We start from the raw sequence: 20,642 nt of genomic DNA on the forward strand, positions 1-20,642 counted from the left end.
TTCACAAGGTAATTGATCGGAGTTCGTCGACGGCGAGTGCTGCCACCTGCCCGATCACCCGGTCCGCCCGGGAGTTGTGCAGGTCCGGCCGGTCGGACCGGGTGAAGACTGCCACCGCCCAGCGCCCGCCGTCGCGGTCCTCGATCACCCCGGCCTCGTTGCGCCAGCCCGGCAGTGTCCCGGTCTTGCCGGCGACCCGGTAGCTGTCGTCGAAGCCGGACCACAGTCGGTGCGGCCAGATCTGCTGGGACATCACGGCCCGTACCTCGGCGCAGGCTTCGGCGGGACCGGCCTCGTCGCGCCAGATCCGGACCAGCAGTTCCGCGATGTCGCGGGCCGTTCCCCGGGTGGTGCGTTCGGGGACGCACACCGAAAGCTCCAGAAGCTTCTTTGGCCCCTGCGCGGCGAGTGCCGCCATCCTCGCGTGCGCCTCGACCTCGGTGGTCACACCGAGGTCGGCGAAGAGCGAGCCGGTCAGCTCCAGACAGCCACCGATCAAGTGGGTCCGCCGCAGGCCCAGTTCGGCGAGCAGTCCATTGACGGTGTCGAGACCGACCCGGGCCAGCACCACATCGGTGGCTGCGTTGTCGCTCATCGTCAGCATCATGTGGACCAGGTCGCGCAGGCTCATCTCGACCGGGTCGGCGCAGCCGGAGGTGCCGATGCCGCCGTCGCGGTAGTGCGGGTCCACCGAGTGGCGCTCGGTCCTGTCCAGCCGTCCTGCGGCGGCCTCGCGTGCGTAGGCGAGTGCAACCGGGATCTTGAACACGGAGGCGAGGCAGACCGGTTCGTCCGCCGCGACGCCGATCGTGCGGTCGCCGTCGATCTCTCGGGCGAAGAAGTACCCCTGGACCTCGGCGTCGTCGAACGCCGTCCGGATCCTGGTCTCGACGGTGCCTGACACAGTTGCGGTCATCGGCTGATCCATTCGGTCGATCCGGTCACTGCGGCCAACTGCTCGGGGATCGGGGAGAGTCCGAGCCCCGCTGCGCGGGGCACGTCGAGATGGCCGTCCTTCAGCACGAACGGTTCGGTGATGTCGGTCCGGTAGTACCGGTCGGATGCCGAGGTGTCGCCGGGCAGGGTGAAGCCCGGCAGGGCGGCAAGGGCGACATTGGCGGCCCGGCCGAGGCCGGTCTCCAGCATTCCGCCGCACCAGACCGGGACGCTGTGCGCGGCGCACACGTCGTGGATGCGCCGGGCCTCCAGATAGCCGCCGACCCGCCCCGGCTTGATGTTGACGACCGAGCAGGCACCCATGGCGATCGCGTCGGCCGCCGAGCGGGCGGAGACGATGGATTCGTCCAGACAGATGGGGGTGCTCACCCGCTCGGCCAGTGCCGCGTGGCCCCGGATGTCCTCCTCGTCCAGGGGCTGTTCGATCAGCAGCAGCCCGTACGGGTCGAGCCGGGCCAGCTGTGCGGCGTCGGCGAGGGTGTACGCGGTGTTGGCGTCCACCTGGAGCAGTACGCCGTCGCCGAAGCGCTCCCGGACCGCGCGCACCGGTGCCACGTCCCAGCCGGGTTCGATCTTCAGCTTGATCCGCAGATAGCCCTCGGCGAGATAGCCGTCGACGGCGTCGAGCAGTGCGGGGATCGAGTCCATGATGCCGACCGACACCCCGGCCGGCACCCGCTCGGCCGTCGCCCCCAGCCACTGCCCCATCGACAGTTCATGGGCGCGCAGCCAGGCGTCCAGCACCGCGGTCTCCAGTGCGGCCTTGGCCATCCGGTGTCCCTTGAACGCGGCCAGTGCCGGGGCGACCGCCCAGGGGTCGAGCTTCGGGAGAGCGGCGAGCGCGGGCACGAGATGGCTGCGCAGCACGTCCGCCGCGGCCGCGGTGTACTCCGAGGAGTACAGCGGATCGGCCATGGTGACGCATTCGCCGTAGCCCTCATGGTGCTCGGTCTCGACCCTGACCAGCAGGATCTCCCGGGTGGTCAGGGTGGCGAACGAGGTTCGGAAGGGTGCGACCAGCGGCATCGCGATCCGGCGCAGTTCCACACCGACGAGCTTCATGCCTGCCTCTCCTGACGTTTGTCGATCACGTACCAGCCGTCCCGGGTGAATCCGGTGACGGTGTGTCCCTCGGCCATCAGGCCGCCGAGTACCTCGCGCAGCGCGTACCGCCATTCGCGGGCCAGGGGCGGGTCGGTGCGGCGCAGTGTCTCGACCTCCGTGGGGATCCGGACGAGGACGGTGTCGCCGTCCCGGCGCCCGACTGCGGGGCCGCCGTCGGGTTTGGCGTCCAGACCGACCACGGCGTGTGCACCCGCGTCGTCGACCGTGACGATGTGAGGTGTGCCCGCGGCGGATCCGACGGCGTGTCCGCCGGTCAGCTCCCAGCGGACCATCAGCCGGTCCGTCTCGGTCCCGGCATTGACCTCGTCCTGCATCGCGCCGTAGAAGTCGGCCAGGTACTCGCTCGGCGCCGCCCCCAGTTTGGCCAGGTTGAAGTAGGCGTTGCGGCTGATCAGCGGGTCGAAGGTCCAGGTGACCGTGGTGATGCCACGGGCCAGGGCCCAGGCCCGCTGATGGAGTTTGACGGCGAAGCCGACATTGCTGCCCCGGACGCTGTCGTCCACCCCGGCGATGTGCGAGTGCAGTCCGGCGGTGGCCAGGAATCCCAGGCAGAATCCGACCATCCGGCCGTCCTGGTGGACACCGACGACATAACTGCCGGAGTGGGCGAAGACCCGCAACAGCTCCGGGGTGATCAGCGGGTTGCCGGGATCGGGCCGCCAGACCCGGTCCAGCACCTGGCAGGCCGCCAGCATCTCGTCCAGCCCGTGCAGCTCCGTGACGGTCACGCCGGCACGCTGCGCGGCCAGATCCGCGGCGGCCGCCGCGACAGCCGCCTCCGTACCGTTCACGATGTCACCCGGCCGGGTACGGACAGCGGCTCGCGTACGAGCGAAGCCACCAGGGAGGCCACCAGTGCCGCGCGGCGGGGCAGTTCGGCGACGACCACATGCTCGTCGTCCGCGTGTGCCCCGCCGCCCACGGCTCCGAGGCCGTCGAGCGTGGGCGTGCCCGCTCCGGCGGTGAGGTTGCCGTCGGATCCGCCGCCGACCGCGACGCCGCGCAGTGGGCCGAAGCCCAGCTCCGCATAGCGGCTTCGGGCGAGTTGGAACAGCTCCGCCGACGCGCTCGCCTGCAGCGGCGGCCGGTCCGGGCCTCCGGCGAGCTCGATCGAGGCGCCCGCGAGCACCGGCGCGAGACCCTGCATGGCACGGTCCACCCGGGCCTGCTCGGCGACCGTCTCCACCCGTACGTCGACCAGCAGCCGGGCCGCATCGGGCACCGTGTTGCGGGTGGTGCCGGAGGAGGCCACGGTCGGCGTCACCGTGGTGCCGGTCGCCGGATCGGCGAGCGCGGACAACGCGAGCACCTGGTGGGCCAGTTCGGTGGTCGTGTTGACCCCGCGCTGGGGTTCGAGTCCGGCGTGCGCCGCGCGTCCGGTGATGTCCAGTTCATATCCGGACACACCCTTGCGCGCGGTTTTCAGGGCGCCGCCCTCGCTCGCCTCCAGGACGAGTACGGCCCCGGTGCGGCGGGCCTCGGCCTCGATCAGGGTGCGCGAGGTCGGGGAACCGATCTCCTCGTCGCCCGTGAGCAGGACCGACACCCCGTCCAGGTCGTCGAGCACCGACAGAGCGTGGAACAGCTGCACCACGCCGGCCTTCATGTCGAAGCAGCCGGGTCCTGTCAGCCGTCCCCCGGCCACCTCGAAGGGGTGCCCGGCCAACGAGCCCACCGGCCACACCGTGTCGAAGTGGCCGAGCAGCAGCACCCGGTCGCCGGAGCCGAAGCGCCAGCGCAGAGCGGGCCGTCCCGAGCCGTCGAGCCACTCGGGCGCCGCGCCGGTCAGCCGGGTGCCGAGCCCGGCGACGACCCGGGCGCAGCCGGCGACGGCTGCCAGGTCCTCGCTGGGTGACTCGGTGCGGACCAGCTCCTCGATGTCGGCCAGCAGGCCCGGCAGCCCCGCCTCCAGGGCGGTGGCGATTGTGGTCACGTCAGCCCACCTTGGGGGTGGCGCGGCCACCGTGGTGCATGTAGGGCGTGCCGTCGGCGAGTGTGTAGAACACGACCGGGAACCAGGACTTCATCCCCGACCGCTGCACCACGAAGAGCCCCGGCTCGACCGGGTGCAGCTCGTACTCCTGCTCCGTGTCGGGGGTCAGTTCGGCCAGCGGTCCGGTGATCCGGTCGAGCATCACCAGGCCGCCGTCCCGCTCCACGATCTCGACCCGGCTGGAGAGCCGCTGGTACCCGCCGACGTAGTCGGCGGGGTCCACCGCCACCGGCTCCGTCGCCGGCTGGATGGCGGTGCGCATCGTCACGCCGGCCAGCTCCTGGACGATCTCCGCGAACACGTCCCGGTAGAGGCTCATGGTGTCGCCGCCATTGGTGAGCAGGCAGATCGCCAGGTCGGCCTCGGGCAGCACCCGCAGGAACGCGCTCTGCCCGATCGTGCCGCCGTCGTGTCCGTACACCCGCTGTCCGTCCCAGGTGTCGAGGAACCAGCCCAGCCCCCAGGCGTTGCCCAGGATGTACGGGTCGGGGAGCTCGACCTGCGGGGTCTGCATGGCGATGACACCCTCGGCCGAGAGGATCTTGGTGCCTTCCTCCGTGACGCCGTTGTCGAGGTGCAGCCGGGCGAACTGCAGTACCTCGCGCGGCGTCGAGCAGATCAGTCCGGCCGGTCCGGCCGAACGCATCAGCCCCCACAGCGGGGCCTGCGCCGGCGGATCCCCCAGATGCCCGATGGCGGCGCGGAAGCGCAGCGCCTCCTCCGGCAGGGTCACGGTGTGCGTCAGGCCGAGCGGACGGAACAGACGCTCCCGCATCAGCTCGTCCCACTGGACGCCGGTGACGACTTCCAGCACCCTGCCGAGCAGTGTGAAGCCCGCGTTGCAGTACGACATGGTGGCGCCGAGCGGGTGGTTGGGAGTGCCGTCGCCCAGCAGCGCGGCGAACTTCTCCAGGCAGTCGTCGCCCCGGCCGGTGTCGGTGAAGAGGTCGCCGTCGATGCCGCTGGTGTGATCCAGGAGGTGTCGGAGCGTCACGCCCTGGGTCAGCTCCTCGTTCGCGAGCCGCAGTTCGGGGAGTACGGAGACGATGGGCGCGTCCAGTTCGAGCAGGCCCTCGTCGACCAGGGCCATGGCCACCGTGGTGGTCCACACCTTGGAGATCGAGCCGATCTGGAACAGGGTGTCGGTGGTCGTCGCGATCCCGGCGTCGGTGTTGGCCAGGCCTACGGCCGCCTCGGCGATCAGTTCGCCGCGGTGCAGGATGCCGAGATTGGCGCCGGGCACGGAGTGACGGGCGGCCAGTTCGGTGAGGCGGGCGGTCCAGCGGGCGGACAGGTCGGTGGTGTCGGTCATGTTCGGCTCCAATTCTTTTTCGTTCAGCGGTTCCAGGGTGTTCAGCGGGTTCAGCGGTCGGTGTGCGTGGTGACCCATTCGATCAGCCTGCGGGAGTAGTCCTCCCGGTGCGAGGGCCGGCCGTCCAGGAGGAACAGGTGCGAGCCGCCGGGGTACACGACCAGCCGGACCGGCACGTCCCGGCTGCGCAGGGCGTGGAACCACTGCTCGGCCTGGCCGACCGGGCAGGTGTCGTCCGTGCCGCCGTGCAGGATCAGGGTGGGCGCGCGCACCGCGTCGGCATGACTGATCGGCGAGAGCGCCGTCAGCCGTTTTGGGTCGCCGATCTCGTGGGCGGCGATCAGGTGTCCTTCTTCGGAGGTGCCCGCCATGCTCGTCAGATCGACCAGGGTGCCGCCCGGCACGACGGCGGCGAAGAGGTCGCTGCGGGCGGAGAGCCAGCAGGTCAGATAGCCGCCGTAGCTGTAGCCGGTGAGCGCGATCCGTTCCGGATTGATGAGCCCCTCGGCGACGAGGGTGGCGACCGGTTGCAGGACGTCCTGTTCGTCGGTCTCGCCCCAGGCGCCCACGGCGGCCGTGTAGAACGCCTCGCCGTAGCCGTCGCTGCCGCGGACGTTCAGCGTCAGGATCGTCCAGCCCTGCGAGGCCAGCTCCTGGTGGTAGAGGTGGACCGGGTCGGAGTGCGGCGCCCAGGCGTTGTGCGGGCCGCCGTGCACATCGACCAGCAGCGGCCCGCCCGCGGGTGTCTGCGCGGCGCGAGTGATCATCCCGTGCACCACTGTCCCGTCCGAGATGGTGAACTCGCGTTCGGTGACCGGGTGGAGGGTGATCTCGGGCAGTGACCGGGCCATGTGGTCGGTGAGTCGCGCGGGCTGTCGCCCGGCCGAGGGCTCGCCCGGTTCCCCGGACGTCCAGGCGTCCAGGCGTCCAGGCCGAGCAGAGCGATCTCGGCGAAGCTCGACGCGTCGGAGACCACCACCGCCGCCCGCCCGGCCTTCGTCGCGACCGAGCAGCCGCTGACCCCGGTGCCGGCGGGCAGCGGGGACGCGCTGATCCCGGCCGCGTCCACCCGGTACAGGCGTGTGGCGCCCCGGTCGCGGGCACAGAACACGATGTCGTCGCCGTGGAACTGCGGCAGCGCACCCGGATAACCCGGGCCGCCGCCCATGACGTTGCGGTCCAGGGCCGCGCTGATGGACACCGGCGCCGATCCGTCCAGGGGCTGGCGCAGCAGTTCCAGGTGGCCGACGCCGAACGTGTTCCGGCCGACGACGAGCAGCGCGGACCCGTCGGGGAACCAGCTCACCGGGCCGGCGAGACCGCCGGCCGGGCCGACCCGGCGGGGCTCGGGCGCGTCTTCCCCGACCCGTACGACATGGGCGGCCGAGGTCCCGAGGACAGCCGCGTCGGGGCCGCTCTGCGCCGGGTAGGCGAGCTGCGTGCCGTCGGGCGACCAGGTGGGCGAGCCGACGTGCCGGACGGCCTCGGTGAGCTGCCTGACCTCGCCCGATTCCGTTCCGACCACGAACAGTTGAGTCCGGACCGACCCGATCAGTCCGACGCCGTCCGCCTTCCAGCCGAGGGCGTCGATGACGACGGGTGCGCTGTCGTCGCGCCGGGCCGCTGGGGCCGAGAACGCGATCCGCGATCCGTCCGGGCTCCAGACGGGTGTGCCCGCCCCCGCCGGGCACCGGGCGGGTGTGGTGAGCGCTACGGCCTCCCCTCCGTCGACGGGCAGCAGATGGAGCTGCCCCTCGCGCAGGAACGCCAGTTGCGTCCCGTCCGGGGACCAGCGCGGCGCGGTGTCCGCGGGACCGTGGGTGAGCCGCCGGGCCGGGCCGCCTGCGCCGCGTACCTCCCAGATGGAGCGCACCACCCGGTCGTTCTCGGCGTCCTGGGTGGTCAGTGTGTAGGCGACGCGTTCGCCGTCGGGGGACAGTGCGGGATCGCCGGGGATCTCGAACCGGTACAAGTCGTCGATCGTCAGCGGTCGGGTCATGACGCCTCCTCGGCGAGGGCAAGGGTGGGTACGCAGGAGATCAGGTTCCGGGTCGTCGGGTGCTCCGGTCGCTCCAGCACCCGTCCGGTGGGGCCGCACTCGACGAGGTGCCCGCCGTCCATCACGGCGACCTGGTCGGACAAGTAGCGGACGACCGCGAGATTGTGGGAGATGAAGAGCATCGCGAAGCCCAGTTCGCGCTGGAGCCGGCGGAGCAGATTGAGCACCGCGCCCTGTACGGACACGTCCAGGGCCGAGGTGATCTCGTCCGCGATCAGCACGGCGGGCCTGGCTGCCAGCGCCCTTGCCAGGGCCACCCGTTGACGCTGGCCGCCCGAGAGCGCGTCCGGGGTGAGTACCGCCCTTGCGGGGTCGATGCCGACGAGCTCCAGGTAGCGGGCCACCTCCGCGTCGCATGCGGCCCGGCGCTCGCGTGCCGGTGCCTTGCGGGCGGGTGTTTCGCGGGGCAGCGCTTCGGCGACCGTTGCGCCGATGGTCATGCGCGGGTCGAGCGAGGCGTACGGATTCTGGAACACCAGCTGCACCGGGCTGCGCCCGCGCCGGCGCCCGGCATCGCTCCCGGCGACCAGTACGCGCCCGGACTGCATCGGGGCCAGCCCGACGACGGCCTTCCCGAGGGTCGATTTACCCGACCCCGATCCGCCCACCAGTCCGGTGACCGTGCCCTCGGGCATCAGTAGGTCGACGTTGTCCACCGCGGTGAAGCGGCCGTAGCGCACGGTGATCCCGCGCAGTTCGAGTGAGCTCATGACGTTGCCTCCGCTCCGTGTGAGGTGGCCCGGTCGGGGGCGCCGGCCGTTACCGCGTCCACCGGGTACCAGCAGGCGACCTGTCGTCCCGGCCCGAAGCCGGCCAGCTCGGGGGCGTCGTCGTGGCAGCGTTCCCGGGCGCGTTCGCAGCGCGGTGCGAAGGGGCATCCAGCGCCGGCCTCCCCCGGTTCCGGCGGGCGGCCGGGAATGGTCGCCAGCTCGGTGCCGGGATCCGTGGCCATCGTCGGGACCGCCCCCACCAGTGCCCGGGTGTACGGGTGGGCCGCGCCGCCGACCAGCTGGGCAACCGGGAGGTCCTCGACGATCCGGCCTCCGTACATCACCAGGACCCGTTCGCAGACCTGGGCGACGACGGCGAGGTCGTGCGAGATCAGGAGCAGCGCGGCGCCGGAGTCCTCACGTACCTCGGCGAGCAGGTCGAGCACCTGTTGCTGGACGGCCACGTCGAGCGCCGTGGTCGGCTCATCTGCGATGATCAGTTTCGGCTCCCTCATCAGGCCCATCGCGATGACGGCCCGCTGTCGCATCCCGCCGGAGTACTCGTGCGGCCGCTGCCGGGCGCGCCGCTCCGGCGAGGGGATACGGACTGCGCCGAGCCGGTCGACGGCGCGTGCCGTGGCCTGTGCCCGGGTCGCGGCGAGGTGCACCTCGGCCACCTCGGCGAGCTGGCGGCCCACGCGCAGGGCCGGATTGAGCGAGGCCATCGGATCCTGGAAGACCATCGCCAGTTCGGTGCCCAGGCGCGGGTCCGTCCGCAGATCGTGCCCGTCGAAGCGGAGGGTGCCGGCAAAGACCCGTCCGGGATGGGGGACGAGGTCCGCCAGTGCCAGCGCGGTCAGGCTCTTTCCGGAACCCGATTCGCCGACCAGGCCGACGGCCTCGCCGACGCCGATGGTCAACGAGATCCCGCGTACGGCCTGGCGCCCGCCGGGGAACGTCACCCGCAGATCCCGCGCCCGGACCAATGCCCCGCCGTCACCGTCAGGAGCTGCTTCGCCCTGCGGCTTCACCTGCTGCTGCGACGTCACCTCCCGGGCCTGCGGCGCACGTCGGCCGCCGGCCTGTGCGAGTACTTCACCGACCAGCCCGAACATCAGCCCCGTGAGGACCACGGCCGCGCCGGGCGCGAGTGCCGCCGCCGGGTTCACATAGATCCGGTTCAACTGCTCGTTGAGCAGCCGCCCCCAGTCGTACTCCGGCGGCTGTACGCCCAGTCCGAGGAACGAGAGGCCGGAGAAGGCGACCAGGATGCCCCCTGCCGCCTGGGTGGCGAACAGCACCGACGGCTCGGCGATGTTGGGGAGCAGATGACGTACCACCAGCTTGAATCGGCCCACGCCGAGGATCCGTGCCGCAGCGACATAGTCCGAGCCCGCGATCGACGCGGTCAGGTTCTGCACCAGCCGTGCCATGGGCGGGACCATGGCCAGCCCCACGGCGAACACCGCGCCGGTGCTGCCCACCCCGAAGATCGTGGCGAGGAAGAGCAGGAACAGCAGCCCGGGAAAGGCGACCAGTACGCCCACGGTGGCGGTGATCAGCCGGCCGAGGCGTCGGCCCACGACCGCCGGTGCCACACCGAGCAGCAGCCCGCCGCCGACCCCGATCACGGCTGCCAGCAGGGTGAGTCGCAGGGTCAGCCGGGTCGCCACCACCACACGGGCGGCGATGTCGCGGCCGAGCTGGTCGGTGCCCAGGAGATGGGCGGCACTGCTGCCCTGGTTGATCGCGTCCGTGTCGATCCGCGCGGCCTGATCACCGAACAGGACAGGCCCGAACACGGCGACCAGCGCCACCAGCAGGCAGGCGGTGAGAGCGGTGATTCCGATCGGCGTCCTGAGCGTGCGCCCCAGCCGGTGCCGCAGCGAGGTGTCTTGGTCCTGATGAGGCATCGTCAACTCCCGCGGACGGTGGACTGGGGGTCGGCGACGGCCACGGCCACGTCGATGGCGAAGGTGATCAGCAGTGCGGCCGCCCCGTAGACCAGCACGATGCCCTGGACCAGCGGATAGTCCTTCTCGGTGATCGCCTGGACGATCGTGGTGCCGAGGCCGGGCCAGGCGAAGACGTTCTCGACCAGTACGGTGCCGGCGAGCAGCGAACTGAACAGCAGGCCCCCCAGGGTGAGCGAGGAGGTCAGCAGATTGGGCAGCGCGTGCCGCAGATAGAGCAGCCGGGCCGGAAGCCGCTTCGCCCGCGCCGTCCGCATGTAGTCCTCGCCGAGCACCCGCAGGGTCTCCACCCTGACGATGCGCGACAGCGTGGCCGCCGGGACGACGGTGAGTGCCAGCACCGGCAGTACGTAGGAGTCCATGCCGCCCCGCGAGGCCACCGGGAAGACCGGCCAGGCCACGGCGAACGCCGCGATCAGGCCGACCGCCAGCAGGAATTCGGGCACCGCGCCCAGGAAGCCGGTGACGCCGGTGAAGGCGAGCTCGCCGCGCCGTCTGCGGCCGTCCTTGGTCAGTACGGCGGCGGTCATGCCGACCGGGATGGCGAGCAGCAGAATGAGTACGAACGCGGGGACGGCGATCTGCAGGGTCGCCGGGAGCCTGCTGGAGATGATCTCGGAGACGGGCATCTGTGCGCCGATCGAGTCACCGAGCCGGCCCTGGAAGAGATGGGCCACGAAGTCGCCGTACTGCTTCAGCAGCGGCTGGTCCAGGCCGAGCGAGTGTCTGCGGGCGGCGATCAGCGCCGGGTCGGCGGTGGTACCGAGGGCCGTCCGCACCGGGTCGCCGGGGATCAGATGGATCATCGCGAAGGCGGCCGTGACCAGCGCGGCCAGCGACACCACCAGCCGCCAGGTGCGGCGCAGGGCGAAGCCGGCCCAGGGGCTGCGAGCCGTCGTACCCAGGGAGTTCAGGGTGATCGTCGCCATCAGCCGGCGCTCCGCCGCAGAGTGCTGGGAATGATGCCGGCGCCGTCCACCTTGAAGGTGATGCCCTTTCCGTAGTACCGGAGCGGCCTGCTGACGATGGGCACGATGTCGACGTGCTTGACCAGCGCGGCATCGGCCGCTTCCCACAGGGCGCAGCCCGAGGCGCCGGTCCTGGCCGAGGCCTGCGCGGCGAGGCGCTGGTAGTCGGCGTTGGTGATGGATCCGAAGTTGTTGCCCTTGGGCGGTGGCGGTCCGTCGTAGAACTGGGTCAGCTGGTCCGGGAGCGTGACTCCGATGGGTGCCCAGGCGATGTCCCAGTCGCCGCCGCTGAGGGTACTGAGGATGCTGGAGGAACCCGTGGGCTTCGCCGATGCCTTCACGCCGAATGACGTCCACTGCTGGACGGCCAGTTCGACTGCCGAGGCGACCTGTGCGCCCTGATTGGTCGGATAACTGAGCCCGACGGTGAGGGGCTTACCGCCCTTGGTCCAGGTGCCGCCGGTCTTCGCCCAGCCGGCGGCGGTGAGCGCGGCGGCGGCCTGCGCGGGGTCATGGCCGGGGAGGTTCCCGGTCACCGTGTCGCCGGTACAGGGGGTGGGGGCGGTCTCGCCGATCGCGGTGGCGGGTCTGCCCTTGCCGCCGGTGGCCACGTTCCCGAGCTGCTTCAGATCCAGTACGGAGACCAAGGCCTTGCGCACCGCCGGGACGGCGCCCGGACGGCCGACGGCCTGGTTGAACAGGAACTGCCCGAACAGCGCCTCGATGCTCTCGTTCTTCACCCCGGCCGCGTCCAGCCGTTCCTGGTCGGCACCGCTGATCAAGGCCCCGTTGATCTGCCCGGCCATCAGGAGATTGGCTGCGGTCGACTCGTTGGCGACCACCTTGAACACCAGCTTGCCGGGGAGGCCCGCGCCGGTGGATCCGCGGGGCCCCCAGGCGTATCCGTCCCGCTTGACATACGTGTAGTGGTCGCCCGGAACCGCTTCGGTCAACCGGTACGGTCCGCTCGCGTTGGTGGCCTTGGCCAGCGCATTGGGCGCCGCCAGGCTCTTCTTGCAGAGCAGCGGCAGCAGCCGGGCCATCTGCGCGATGAACGGCGCCGGTTTCGTCGTGGTGACGGTGACGGTCCGGCTCGCCCTGTCGGCCTTCGCGACAGCGGTGACGGGGACGGACAGCCCGAGCATCGGAGACTGGTTCTTCGGATCGGCGATGTGGTTGTACTCGGCGGCCACATCGTCCGCGGTGAGCGGCGAGCCGTCCTCGCAGGTCACCCCGGAGCGGATGGTGAACTGCGCGGTGGTGGACGTGGCGGACCATTTCTCGGCCACCCCGGGAACCAGCGAACCGTCGGCTGCGAAATGCACGAGCGTGTCGTACGCGAAGGAGTTCATCGAAATTGCCGTGCTGGCCAGCGCCGTGGTGGGGCTGAGTGTGCCCGGGTCGGCGGCGACGGCGAGCACCGCCGTCGACCCGTCACCGCCGTCGGCGGACGAGCCGCCGCCGCAGGCGGCCGCGGTGGCGACCAGGCCGAGCACCGTGGCCACCGCGGCCGCCGACCGGGTCCTGCGCGTGGTTCTGCTTCTCGTCTCCGTGCCTGCGGTGCTGGCCATGGTCACCTCCGAGGGAGCGGCACGCCGCCGCCGAGTGAGGGAACATTAGGCAGCCGCACACCGGCCCCGAGTGGTCGCGAAGCACGAAAAACTGCCTCGCCGACGGTGCGCCGCGACGAAGACGAATCACGAGAGCGTGAGGGCGTGAACAGTCCGGTCGGGCGGGGAGAAATCCGATCGTGCCGGAATCGGATCCCTGGCAGCCTGTGGCGCATGGCCCCCCAGCACCAGGTACGAGCCCACTACGATGCCCGGACGATCGTTGTCTACCAGGCGTACTCACCGGCAGTCGCTGATCCGTCCCTGCGGGCGAAACGGTTCGTGCCACCGTTCTCGTTCAACCGGATGACCTGGATCAAACCGTCGTTCCTGTGGCTCATGCACCGAAGCAACTGGGCACAGAAGTCGGGACAGGAACGCATCCTCGCGGTACGGATCACCCGTGCCGGATGGGAGGAGGCCCTCTCCCGGGCCGTACTGACGACGGCCGACCCTGCGGCCGTCGCCCGGGCCCCCGTACACGTCCAGTGGGATCCCGAACGCTCGCTGCGAGGAGCCGCGCTCAATCACTACAGCATCCAGGTCGGGGTCGGACGCGGACTGATCCGCACCTTCGCGGAGGACTGGGTCGTCGACCTGACCGACATCACTCCGCAGGCCCGCAAGATCGCGGCACTCAAGCAGAGCGGCCGGACCGCACAGGCCCAGCGGCTGCTGCCGCCCGAGCGGATCTACCCGATGCCGCCGGCCATCGCGAGGAATGTCCTCATCGACGCGTGAGCGCCGCCCCGTACCGGCCTCGGCCCCGCGTAGCGGGGCACCGGATTCCTCCCCGCCCTGAAGGCCGGGGCATCCTCCGGCTATCAGGTGAAGCGCAGGGTACCGACACCGCTCCCGCACTCCCGGCCGACGCAGTCGCCTCTACAGCGGTGGCTCGGTGAAGAGTTCAAGCAGCCACCGGGCACCCTCCGAGTCGCCTGCCGCACCCACGCTGTCGGACGCACCGGGGAAGAGACGCTCCCAGGAGCAGGCCCGTCCGATCGCCCCGAGCCGCCACGCCAGACTCACCGCACGCCGCAGTTCCGCCTTCGTACGGCCGTCCCCCTCCCACGGTTCCAGGTAGGCGTCCCGCAGTCGGGGCAGCACCTCGGGCCCGAACCGCTCGCGGGCCGCGCGTGCGGGGACCAGAAAGCTGCAGAAGGGATGGGTGACGGCCGCGTCGCCCCAGTCGAAGAAGGTGAAGCGGCCGGGCTCGGATGCGAAGAGCTGACCGTCGTGCAGATCCGAGTGGTCGAGCGTATCCGCGATACCCGCACCCGCGAGTTCCTCGCACCACTCCGCGAGGCGTGGCCGCAGCTCGCGCAACGCCTCGAGGTCAGTGGGTTCCAGTGCGGTGTTGCCGTCGACGGCCCGGTCGAAGATCTCGGGGAGCGCAGTCGTACGCGCGCTGGGGACACCGAGCAGTTCGATCATCTCGGCGTACGGCACAAGTGTGCGTTGCATTCCGGCGTATTGGCGCAGCGGCTCTTCCCAGGCACGCGGGTCGGCGGTGCCACGAGTCGAGTCGAGTACGTTCCTGAAGAGCGCGCCGCCGTCCGGGAGCAGCGACCAGCCGCGCCCTGCGTCGACGGCGAGCGGCTTCAACACGTACTCGGGTACCCAGCGGGCCAATGCCTCGGTCAGCCCCGCCTCGAAGGCACTGGCGGGCGGGTTGGCCTTGAACCAGACGGCGTCGCGCCCCTCGACGGGCATCCGTACCAGCACGGACCACGGCCGGAGCCTCACCCTTCGTTGCCCGGTCTCACGCAGCCCGTGAGCGGCGAGCCCGCGCTCCACCCATCCGAGGGCTTCCTCCCGCCAGGCCTCTTGTTCCCAGGGCGTCAACGCATCGGGGTACTGCCCTCGGTCGGCGATTTCCCGCGCATCACGTTGCATCGCACCATCCCACCACCATGCCCGCCGGGCCTTCACCTGGTTTTCGCGGCGCGTGCGACGACGACGATGTTGTCGCACCCGGCGGTCAGCGGCCCACGCGACCAGTCCCCGTAGCACGCCTCGACCTCGAAGCCGGCTTGTTTGAGGAATGCGCCGTTCCTCCCGGCATCGAGGAATCGCAGGCTCGCCCGGTCCAGTGCGGCGCCATCGGGGTCCAGCCCGTCCGTTCCATCGAACGCAAGGACAACCGCGGTGTCTTGCGGTGGCGGCGCGGAAGCCGTGGGCACAGGCAGCGCTGCGGGCCCGGGGCCGCCAAATGCACCACAGCGGGTTCCTGTTGACCGACGGTCCGTGACTCCGCTCCCCCGGATGCACCTCCGGCAGGAGGTGCATCCCCATCCGGGTCGTCGCCGGTGATCAATACCTCAGGCAGGCGCAGGTGGCATATGTGAGGATCTGGCCATGAGTACATCTTCGCAGTCGCCGGCCGACAGGCTTCAGACGGACCGGCCGCATTCGGCACGCGTGTGGAACTACCTCCTGGGCGGCAAGGACAACTACTCCGTCGACCACCAAATGGGCGACATGATCCTCAAGGCCTTCCCGGACTTCGCCGCCATCGCCCGCCTCCAGCGGGCCTTCCTCGCCCGCGCTGTGCGGTTCCTGACCGCAGAGGCGGGCATCCGTCAATTCCTCGACATAGGCACGGGCCTGCCGACGGCCGACAACACGCACGAGGTGGCCCAGCGGGTGGCCCCGGATTCCCGGATTGTGTACGTCGACAACGACCCGCTCGTCCTGACCCATGCCCGCGCCCTGCTCACCAGCACCCCCGAGGGCGCGTGCGCATACATCGATGCCGACGTCAGGGACGCCGACGCGATTCTCGCCGAGGCAGCCAAGACGCTGGACTTCAGCCGGCCGGTCGGGCTGACCATGCTCGGGATCATGGGGCAGCTCCCCGATGAGGACGACCCGTGGGCACTGGTCGACCGGCTGGTGGCCGCGCTCCCCTCAGGAAGCTATCTGGCCCTCAGCGACGGCGCGAACACGAGTGACTCGCTGAACCGGGCCGTCGCCTCCTACAACGCGAATTCGGCGAGCTCGTACCATCTGCGCAGCCCTGAACGGATCGCCGACTTCTTCCACGGCCTGGACGTGGTGGAGCCGGGCGTCGTCCGGACGGCGGCCTGGCGCCCCGATCCCGGCCAGAGCCCGGCGGACACCCTGCAGGGTCATGCGGTGAGCGGCGTCGGGCTCAAGGTCTGAGACACCGGGGTCATCCGGCGCCGAGGCCGCACGGTCCGCGACGTCGGCTCCGGAGGACCAGGGGATGCAACAGGAATCGGAGTGCGCCGACGCCTTCCGACGGTACAACAGGCCCCCGCTCGCTTCGAGTTCTACCGGCGCTCGAGCGAGCCTCGCACGAAGGCCGCCTGGCCGGCGTGCTGCAGGTCGTCCGAGATGACGCTGATCAGACGGACCCCGAGGGTGACCGGCGGCGACCATGCCTCGTCGACGATGCGGCTCAGCGCCCTGCCGTCGAGCCCACTGATGAATCCGAGAGTCTGTTCATGGACGTCGTCGTAGTAGCCGAGCAGCAGTTCGGGCGAGCCCACCTGCACAGCCGCGACGTCTGCGGTGCTGTGTCCGTACCCGGTGGTGTCCTTCGCGAAGGGCAGATCGAAGCGGGAGGCCCAGTCCTGGGTGAACCAGACCTGCTCGATACCTGCCGCATCCGAGATGTGGTCGTCCTGGATCCGAGTGAGGTGCCACACGAGCCACGCGATCGTGTTCGCTCCGTCGTCGAGGCGAGCGTGGAGGTCGGCGCGTGAAAGGCCCTCGACCACCGAGTGCACCGTCTCCTGGACGCGAGTGAACGCGTCCGTCAAAAGGTCAGCACTTTTCATGTCATCACCCTCTCCGCTCTCGCGCTCCTCCCCTGCCATCGACACGCGCCGCACACGACTCGGCCGCCGGTCACCGCCCCTGACGCACAGGGGCAATTCAGCATTCCGCGTAGGGTGGAGACATGATTTGACGCATGTCCGGAATCCGGGCACCCCCGTGGCCTCCTTCGTACTTGGGCGAACCCGATTCCGACGAAGGAGAAGAACCGAAATGACCACGCCGAACCCCATCGACGTCCCCGACGCGTTCGCCGCGTCGTACGGCCGGAACGGCGGCGCCTCCGGCCGTGCCTGGATCGCCGCGCTGCCGGGACTGGCCGCGGAGTTCCTGGACCGTTGGGCACTGCGGACGGACGGCCCCGCAGCACATGGCATGGCCTCACTCGTACTGCCCGTGACCCGCGCGGACGGTACACCCGCGGTGCTGAAGCTCCAGCAGGTCACCGAGGACAACATCGGGGCGGCGCCCGGCCTGCGGGCGTGGAACGGCAATGGAGTCGTGCGCCTGCTCGACCACGACCCGGACACCGGCACCATGCTGCTGGAACGACTGGACGCGGCCCGGCCGCTGTCGTCGGTGGCCGACGGCGCCGCAGCCATGCAGATCCTCGCCGAGCTGATGGCCCGCCTGGTCGCGGTGCCCGCGCCACAGGGTCTTCGGCGCCTGGCCGACATCGCCACGGCCATGCTCGATGAGGTGCCACGCGCCGTGCCGAGGCTACGTGACCCTGCCGAGCGACAGCTGGTACGCACCTGCGCGGCAGCGGTGGCCGAACTGACCGGCGAACCCGGCGACCGCCTGCTGCACTGGGACCTGCACTACGACAACATCCTCGCCGGACAGCGGGAACCCTGGCTGGCCATCGATCCCGAACCCCTGGCCGGCGACCCCGGTTTCGAGCTGCTGCCGGCGATGGACAACCGGTGGGAGGAGGTAATGGCGACCGGCGACGTGACACGCGCGGTGCTCCGCCGCTTCGACCTGCTGACCGAGGTACTCGGCCTGGACCGGCAGCGGGCGACGGGCTGGACACTCGGTCGCGTCCTGCAGAACGCGTTGTGGGACATCGCCGACGGCAGGACCGCACTGGAGCCGGCCCAGGTCGCCATCGCCACTGCCCTGCTGAGCCGATAGGCGCAGGAGCGCTGCCCCGAAAGCCGGATGCGGGTTCAGAGCGGCGGAGCCGCGGGCGCTGCGGCCGGAGGCATTCTGAGGTGGTCGGCGCCCGAGTGCACCGCCCACACGAAGACGCCGAGGGAAACGGCCGCGACCGCCACGGAGTCGTACGGTGCCGGCAGGTGGCCGGAACCGCCGAAGGTGCCGAGCCATGACAGCAGCGTCAGCGCGGCCAGATGAAAGACCAGCCAGGCGCCGTGGAGCAACTCGGCGCGCGGCGAAGGCCCCTGGGTACCACGCTGCTGCAGCAGGAACAGCGGAACGCCGAACAGGACGAGCGGCAGTGCGAGCCGCAGATCGTGCCACCCCGACCAGAAGACGAACTCGCTGGCCACGATGAAACTGACCGGCGCGATCCAACGCACCCCCGGCACCTCGCCCTCCGTCCGTGGCATTTCGCTCTCCCGCTCGTGCGCCCGGAACGCCGCGACGGCGACCGCCGATGCCGCGTAGATGAGCAGATACATGTCGCCCATCACGCTCACGATGTCCTGCCAGCCGCCGAACGGCAGCATGAAGACGATGATGACGGCAAGGTTGAGCACCAGCGCCCGGTGCGCCATGCCGGACCGGGGATCGATCCGCATGAAGAAGCGGGGCAGCAGGCCGTTCTTGGCGAGCGCGTACGTGTGCCGGGCATCGATCGCCACCCCCACGTAGGCCGAACCGCCGGGAGAGATCACCGCGTCGGCGTAGAGCAGGGTGGACAGCCAGTGCAGATTGAGCACCAGGGCGAGCTGCCCGAACGGCGACTCGAAGTCGACTCCCTGCCAGCCGTTGCCCAGCAGGGACTCGGGCACCGTGAAAAGGAACGCCAGTTGGAGCCCCAGGTAGACCAGCACGGCAAGACCGATGCCGGTGAGCACAGCGGCCGGCACGTTACGGCGTGGATTGCGGGCCTCTCCCGAGAAGTCGAGCGGGGCCTGGAAGCCGTTGACGGAGTAGACGATGCCGCCACCGGCGAGAGCGGTCAGGCATGCCGCGTAGCCGTACGGTGCGAAGCCGCCGTGGTCGGTGAGGCGCCCGGAGTGCGTGCCCGAGAGGAACAGCGCAATGACCGTGACGACGGGTACGACGACCTTGAACACCGACACCAGGTTGTTCAGCCGGGCGAACATCCGCACGGCGAACCAGTTGAGCGCGGTCAGCACGACGCTCAGCGCGACAGCCACACCGAGGCCCGTGGCGCTGAGGCTGCCGCCGTCGTACAAACCCGGCAGATAGTGCGCGGCGTACTGCATGATGGCGCTGATCTCCGCCGCCGTACCGCCGACCGAGAGCAGGACGGACCAGCCGATCACCGTACCGACCAGCCGCCCGCTCGCGTACAGCGGCCAGCGCACGGTACCTCCGCCCTCCGGACGGGTGGCCCCGAGTTCCACCATGACCAGAGCGACCAAGCCGCAGAGCGCACCGGCCGCGATCCAGGACAGCAGGGCGGCGGGCCCGGCGGTCTGGGCGGCGTACATGGCCGCGAACAGCCACCCGGATCCCAGGATGTTGGAGAACCCGATCGCGGTCAGGCCCCAGAATCCGAGATCCTTGCGGAGCCGGCGCTCCTCGACCAGCACCGCAGGGGCGGCGAGCGGCTCCGTCGGCTCGTTCTGCGGCACGTGGCACGTCTCCTCGGACGGTAGGGGACATACGAGAGCCCAGCGTGCCACGCGGGACGGCAGGAACCGCCGAAGGATTGCCGCTGGAGACGCCGATACGGGTGAACGCTCTGTCAGCAGTCAGACTGCCGGACAGGGTGCCGGGCACACGCCTGCCGGTAGTCAGGCCGTCAGGTGGCCAGCTCCGCGATACGGGCCAGCCGGCGCAAGGAGTCCAGCAGAGCCGGACGGTCGTAGGTGCTGGTGGTGACCAGCACCTCGTCCGCACGGGTCTCCTTGATGGCCGTCTCGAGCGTTGTGACCACTTGGTCCTCTGTGCCCTGGATGTGGCCGCGCAGTCCGCTCTCGTAGAAGCCGCGCTCCTTCTCCGTCATGGTCAGTGTCTCGACCCGCTCGGCGGGGGCGAGCGGCGGGAACACGCCATGGGTCCGGGAGTACGCCATGGACCACGCTTCCGGTATCAGAAGGCGCCTGGCCTCGTCCGCGCTTCCGGCGAGCGCGATCGTGCCCGACACGACCACATAGGGCTCCGCGGCCCAGGACGAGGGGCGGAACTCCCGGCGGTAGCGCTCGACGGCCCGTAGCAGCTTCTCCCGGCCGCGGAGATCTCCGACGACCAGCGGCAGCCCGGCCGCCGCAGCGATACCGGCACCCTCACCGGTGGCCAGTACGAACGGGGGTATGCGCAGGCCCTCGGCGGGTCGGGCATGAACCTGCGGGTGGGCTCGCTGCGTGCCGTCCAGCCAGCCGAGCAACTCGGCGAGCTGCCCTGCGAAGTCCTGCGCGTGCGACTTGTCCCGGCCGAGTGCCCTGCGGATGCCGTCGGTGAAGCCCACCGAGCGGCCGAGCCCCATATCTATCCGGCCGGGGAAGAGCGACTCCAGCACCCCGAACTGTTCCGCCACCACGAGCGGTTGATGATTGGGGAGCATCACGCCGCCCGTACCGACCCGAATGGTGGCTGTCGCCGCCGCGACGGCCGCGGCCAGCACGGTCGGCGCCGAACCGGCGACGCCCGGCACGCTGTGATGCTCGGACACCCAGAACCGGTGATAGCCCAGCGCCTCGACCTCCTGGCCGAGGCGCACGGTGTCGCGCAGCGACTCGGGGCCGTCGTACCCCTCACGGGTACGGGAACGGTCGAGCACGGAAAACCGGGTGGATGCGATCACAGAGCTCACACCGTTGTTCAACGTCCGGGCCACGCCAGGATTCCCCAGGCCCGCCACGGAGTCGACGTGGGGGAGCACCCCGCCGGCGGGGGCCGGGGGGGAGCGGAGGGGGGGTGTCTCCCGCGCCGGGGGGGGGCGGAGTGGCTGGTTTGTCTTCACCCCTGTAT

The 20,642-nt window shown here is 70.6% G+C and carries 19 protein-coding genes; 3 read left to right on the forward strand and 16 right to left on the reverse strand.

From position 1 onward, the window contains the following. Nucleotide 1: 1 nt before the first annotated feature. Genes ACZ7IB_RS14995 through ACZ7IB_RS15045 form a run of 11 tightly spaced genes read right to left on the reverse strand, consistent with a single transcriptional unit; the run spans nt 2 to nt 12,668 of the window. Nucleotides 2-916, reverse strand: a complete 915-nt coding sequence (locus ACZ7IB_RS14995) for a serine hydrolase (RefSeq protein WP_470912878.1) — start codon at nt 914-916, stop codon at nt 2-4. After that, on the reverse strand, nt 913-2,019 hold the full coding sequence (gene menC / locus ACZ7IB_RS15000; RefSeq protein ID WP_470912879.1) for an o-succinylbenzoate synthase: 1,107 nt from the start codon (nt 2,017-2,019) through the stop codon (nt 913-915). Before menC ends, ACZ7IB_RS14995 begins: the two co-directional genes overlap by 4 nt. Next, nucleotides 2,016-2,873 carry a GNAT family N-acetyltransferase gene (locus ACZ7IB_RS15005; protein WP_470912880.1) on the reverse strand — a complete coding sequence of 286 codons (858 nt, stop codon included), beginning with the start codon at nt 2,871-2,873 and terminating at the stop codon, nt 2,016-2,018. Before ACZ7IB_RS15005 ends, menC begins: the two co-directional genes overlap by 4 nt. Further along, entirely contained in the window at nt 2,870-4,015 is a 1,146-nt protein-coding gene (locus tag ACZ7IB_RS15010) for a M20 family metallopeptidase (protein WP_470912881.1), read from the reverse strand. Before ACZ7IB_RS15010 ends, ACZ7IB_RS15005 begins: the two co-directional genes overlap by 4 nt. Before the next feature lies 1 nt (nt 4,016). Continuing rightward, complete coding sequence (locus ACZ7IB_RS15015; protein ID WP_470912882.1) at nt 4,017-5,387, reverse strand: serine hydrolase domain-containing protein; 1,371 nt, start codon at nt 5,385-5,387, stop codon at nt 4,017-4,019. A gap of 50 nt (nt 5,388-5,437) precedes the next feature. Further along, nucleotides 5,438-6,154 (reverse strand): alpha/beta hydrolase family protein, encoded by a 717-nt coding sequence (locus ACZ7IB_RS15020; protein WP_470912883.1) that lies wholly within the window; start codon nt 6,152-6,154, stop codon nt 5,438-5,440. Continuing rightward, nucleotides 6,151-7,386 carry a TolB family protein gene (locus ACZ7IB_RS15025; RefSeq protein ID WP_470912884.1) on the reverse strand — a complete coding sequence of 412 codons (1,236 nt, stop codon included), beginning with the start codon at nt 7,384-7,386 and terminating at the stop codon, nt 6,151-6,153. The genes ACZ7IB_RS15020 and ACZ7IB_RS15025 overlap by 4 nt, the downstream gene beginning before the upstream one ends. Beyond that, nucleotides 7,383-8,156 carry an ABC transporter ATP-binding protein gene (locus tag ACZ7IB_RS15030; protein WP_470912885.1) on the reverse strand — a complete coding sequence of 258 codons (774 nt, stop codon included), beginning with the start codon at nt 8,154-8,156 and terminating at the stop codon, nt 7,383-7,385. Before ACZ7IB_RS15030 ends, ACZ7IB_RS15025 begins: the two co-directional genes overlap by 4 nt. Continuing rightward, complete coding sequence (locus ACZ7IB_RS15035) at nt 8,153-10,069, reverse strand: dipeptide/oligopeptide/nickel ABC transporter permease/ATP-binding protein (protein WP_470912886.1); 1,917 nt, start codon at nt 10,067-10,069, stop codon at nt 8,153-8,155. Before ACZ7IB_RS15035 ends, ACZ7IB_RS15030 begins: the two co-directional genes overlap by 4 nt. Before the next feature lie 2 nt (nt 10,070-10,071). After that, nucleotides 10,072-11,058: an ABC transporter permease gene (locus tag ACZ7IB_RS15040; RefSeq protein ID WP_470912887.1), complete on the reverse strand. Its 987-nt coding sequence runs from the start codon at nt 11,056-11,058 to the stop codon at nt 10,072-10,074. Further along, the gene (locus ACZ7IB_RS15045) at nt 11,058-12,668 is read right to left on the reverse strand and encodes an ABC transporter substrate-binding protein (protein ID WP_470912888.1); all 1,611 of its coding nucleotides are present in this window, start codon (nt 12,666-12,668) and stop codon (nt 11,058-11,060) included. Before ACZ7IB_RS15045 ends, ACZ7IB_RS15040 begins: the two co-directional genes overlap by 1 nt. A gap of 213 nt (nt 12,669-12,881) precedes the next feature. On the opposite strand from ACZ7IB_RS15045, the gene ACZ7IB_RS15050 reads away from it, so the two are divergent. Further along, on the forward strand, nt 12,882-13,448 hold the full coding sequence (locus ACZ7IB_RS15050; protein ID WP_470912889.1) for a DUF4291 domain-containing protein: 567 nt from the start codon (nt 12,882-12,884) through the stop codon (nt 13,446-13,448). 141 nt (nt 13,449-13,589) lie between these two features. On the opposite strand, the gene ACZ7IB_RS15055 is transcribed toward ACZ7IB_RS15050, so the two are convergent. Continuing rightward, nucleotides 13,590-14,603 (reverse strand): phosphotransferase, encoded by a 1,014-nt coding sequence (locus tag ACZ7IB_RS15055; protein WP_470912890.1) that lies wholly within the window; start codon nt 14,601-14,603, stop codon nt 13,590-13,592. Between the two features lie 32 nt (nt 14,604-14,635). Beyond that, the gene (locus tag ACZ7IB_RS15060; RefSeq protein ID WP_470912891.1) at nt 14,636-14,890 is read right to left on the reverse strand and encodes a hypothetical protein; all 255 of its coding nucleotides are present in this window, start codon (nt 14,888-14,890) and stop codon (nt 14,636-14,638) included. A gap of 175 nt (nt 14,891-15,065) precedes the next feature. Between ACZ7IB_RS15060 and ACZ7IB_RS15065 the strand changes: the two genes are divergently transcribed. Then, nucleotides 15,066-15,872 (forward strand): SAM-dependent methyltransferase, encoded by an 807-nt coding sequence (locus ACZ7IB_RS15065; RefSeq protein WP_470912892.1) that lies wholly within the window; start codon nt 15,066-15,068, stop codon nt 15,870-15,872. A gap of 131 nt (nt 15,873-16,003) precedes the next feature. Here the strand turns inward: ACZ7IB_RS15065 and ACZ7IB_RS15070 are convergent, their stop codons facing one another. Further along, a complete protein-coding gene (locus ACZ7IB_RS15070; protein WP_470912893.1) occupies nt 16,004-16,513 on the reverse strand; it encodes a mycothiol transferase in 510 nt (169 codons plus the stop codon). A gap of 211 nt (nt 16,514-16,724) precedes the next feature. Between ACZ7IB_RS15070 and ACZ7IB_RS15075 the strand changes: the two genes are divergently transcribed. Continuing rightward, nucleotides 16,725-17,648 carry an aminoglycoside phosphotransferase family protein gene (locus tag ACZ7IB_RS15075; protein WP_470912894.1) on the forward strand — a complete coding sequence of 308 codons (924 nt, stop codon included), beginning with the start codon at nt 16,725-16,727 and terminating at the stop codon, nt 17,646-17,648. 35 nt (nt 17,649-17,683) lie between these two features. Here the strand turns inward: ACZ7IB_RS15075 and ACZ7IB_RS15080 are convergent, their stop codons facing one another. Beyond that, nucleotides 17,684-19,303 carry an APC family permease gene (locus ACZ7IB_RS15080; RefSeq protein ID WP_470912895.1) on the reverse strand — a complete coding sequence of 540 codons (1,620 nt, stop codon included), beginning with the start codon at nt 19,301-19,303 and terminating at the stop codon, nt 17,684-17,686. 170 nt (nt 19,304-19,473) lie between these two features. Further along, nucleotides 19,474-20,484, reverse strand: a complete 1,011-nt coding sequence (locus ACZ7IB_RS15085) for an MsnO8 family LLM class oxidoreductase (RefSeq protein WP_470912896.1) — start codon at nt 20,482-20,484, stop codon at nt 19,474-19,476. Nucleotides 20,485-20,642: the final 158 nt, after the last annotated feature.

The organism is Streptomyces sp. NPDC037301, from assembly GCF_055602785.1.

What these genes read in the sequence shown, in the direction of transcription:
- ACZ7IB_RS15065 (WP_470912892.1), top strand. Translation starts at nt 15,066, where the DNA reads ATGAGTACATCTTCGCAGTCGCCGGCCGACAGGCTTCAGACGGACCGG.
- ACZ7IB_RS15055 (WP_470912890.1), bottom strand. Translation starts at nt 14,603, where the DNA reads ATGCAACGTGATGCGCGGGAAATCGCCGACCGAGGGCAGTACCCCGAT.
- ACZ7IB_RS14995 (WP_470912878.1), bottom strand. Translation starts at nt 916, where the DNA reads ATGACCGCAACTGTGTCAGGCACCGTCGAGACCAGGATCCGGACGGCG.
- ACZ7IB_RS15050 (WP_470912889.1), top strand. Translation starts at nt 12,882, where the DNA reads ATGGCCCCCCAGCACCAGGTACGAGCCCACTACGATGCCCGGACGATC.
- ACZ7IB_RS15015 (WP_470912882.1), bottom strand. Translation starts at nt 5,387, where the DNA reads ATGACCGACACCACCGACCTGTCCGCCCGCTGGACCGCCCGCCTCACC.
- ACZ7IB_RS15025 (WP_470912884.1), bottom strand. Translation starts at nt 7,386, where the DNA reads ATGACCCGACCGCTGACGATCGACGACTTGTACCGGTTCGAGATCCCC.
- ACZ7IB_RS15075 (WP_470912894.1), top strand. Translation starts at nt 16,725, where the DNA reads ATGACCACGCCGAACCCCATCGACGTCCCCGACGCGTTCGCCGCGTCG.
- menC (WP_470912879.1), bottom strand. Translation starts at nt 2,019, where the DNA reads ATGAAGCTCGTCGGTGTGGAACTGCGCCGGATCGCGATGCCGCTGGTC.
- ACZ7IB_RS15045 (WP_470912888.1), bottom strand. Translation starts at nt 12,668, where the DNA reads ATGGCCAGCACCGCAGGCACGGAGACGAGAAGCAGAACCACGCGCAGG.
- ACZ7IB_RS15020 (WP_470912883.1), bottom strand. Translation starts at nt 6,154, where the DNA reads ATGATCACTCGCGCCGCGCAGACACCCGCGGGCGGGCCGCTGCTGGTC.
- ACZ7IB_RS15035 (WP_470912886.1), bottom strand. Translation starts at nt 10,069, where the DNA reads ATGCCTCATCAGGACCAAGACACCTCGCTGCGGCACCGGCTGGGGCGC.
- ACZ7IB_RS15030 (WP_470912885.1), bottom strand. Translation starts at nt 8,156, where the DNA reads ATGAGCTCACTCGAACTGCGCGGGATCACCGTGCGCTACGGCCGCTTC.
- ACZ7IB_RS15040 (WP_470912887.1), bottom strand. Translation starts at nt 11,058, where the DNA reads ATGGCGACGATCACCCTGAACTCCCTGGGTACGACGGCTCGCAGCCCC.
- ACZ7IB_RS15070 (WP_470912893.1), bottom strand. Translation starts at nt 16,513, where the DNA reads ATGAAAAGTGCTGACCTTTTGACGGACGCGTTCACTCGCGTCCAGGAG.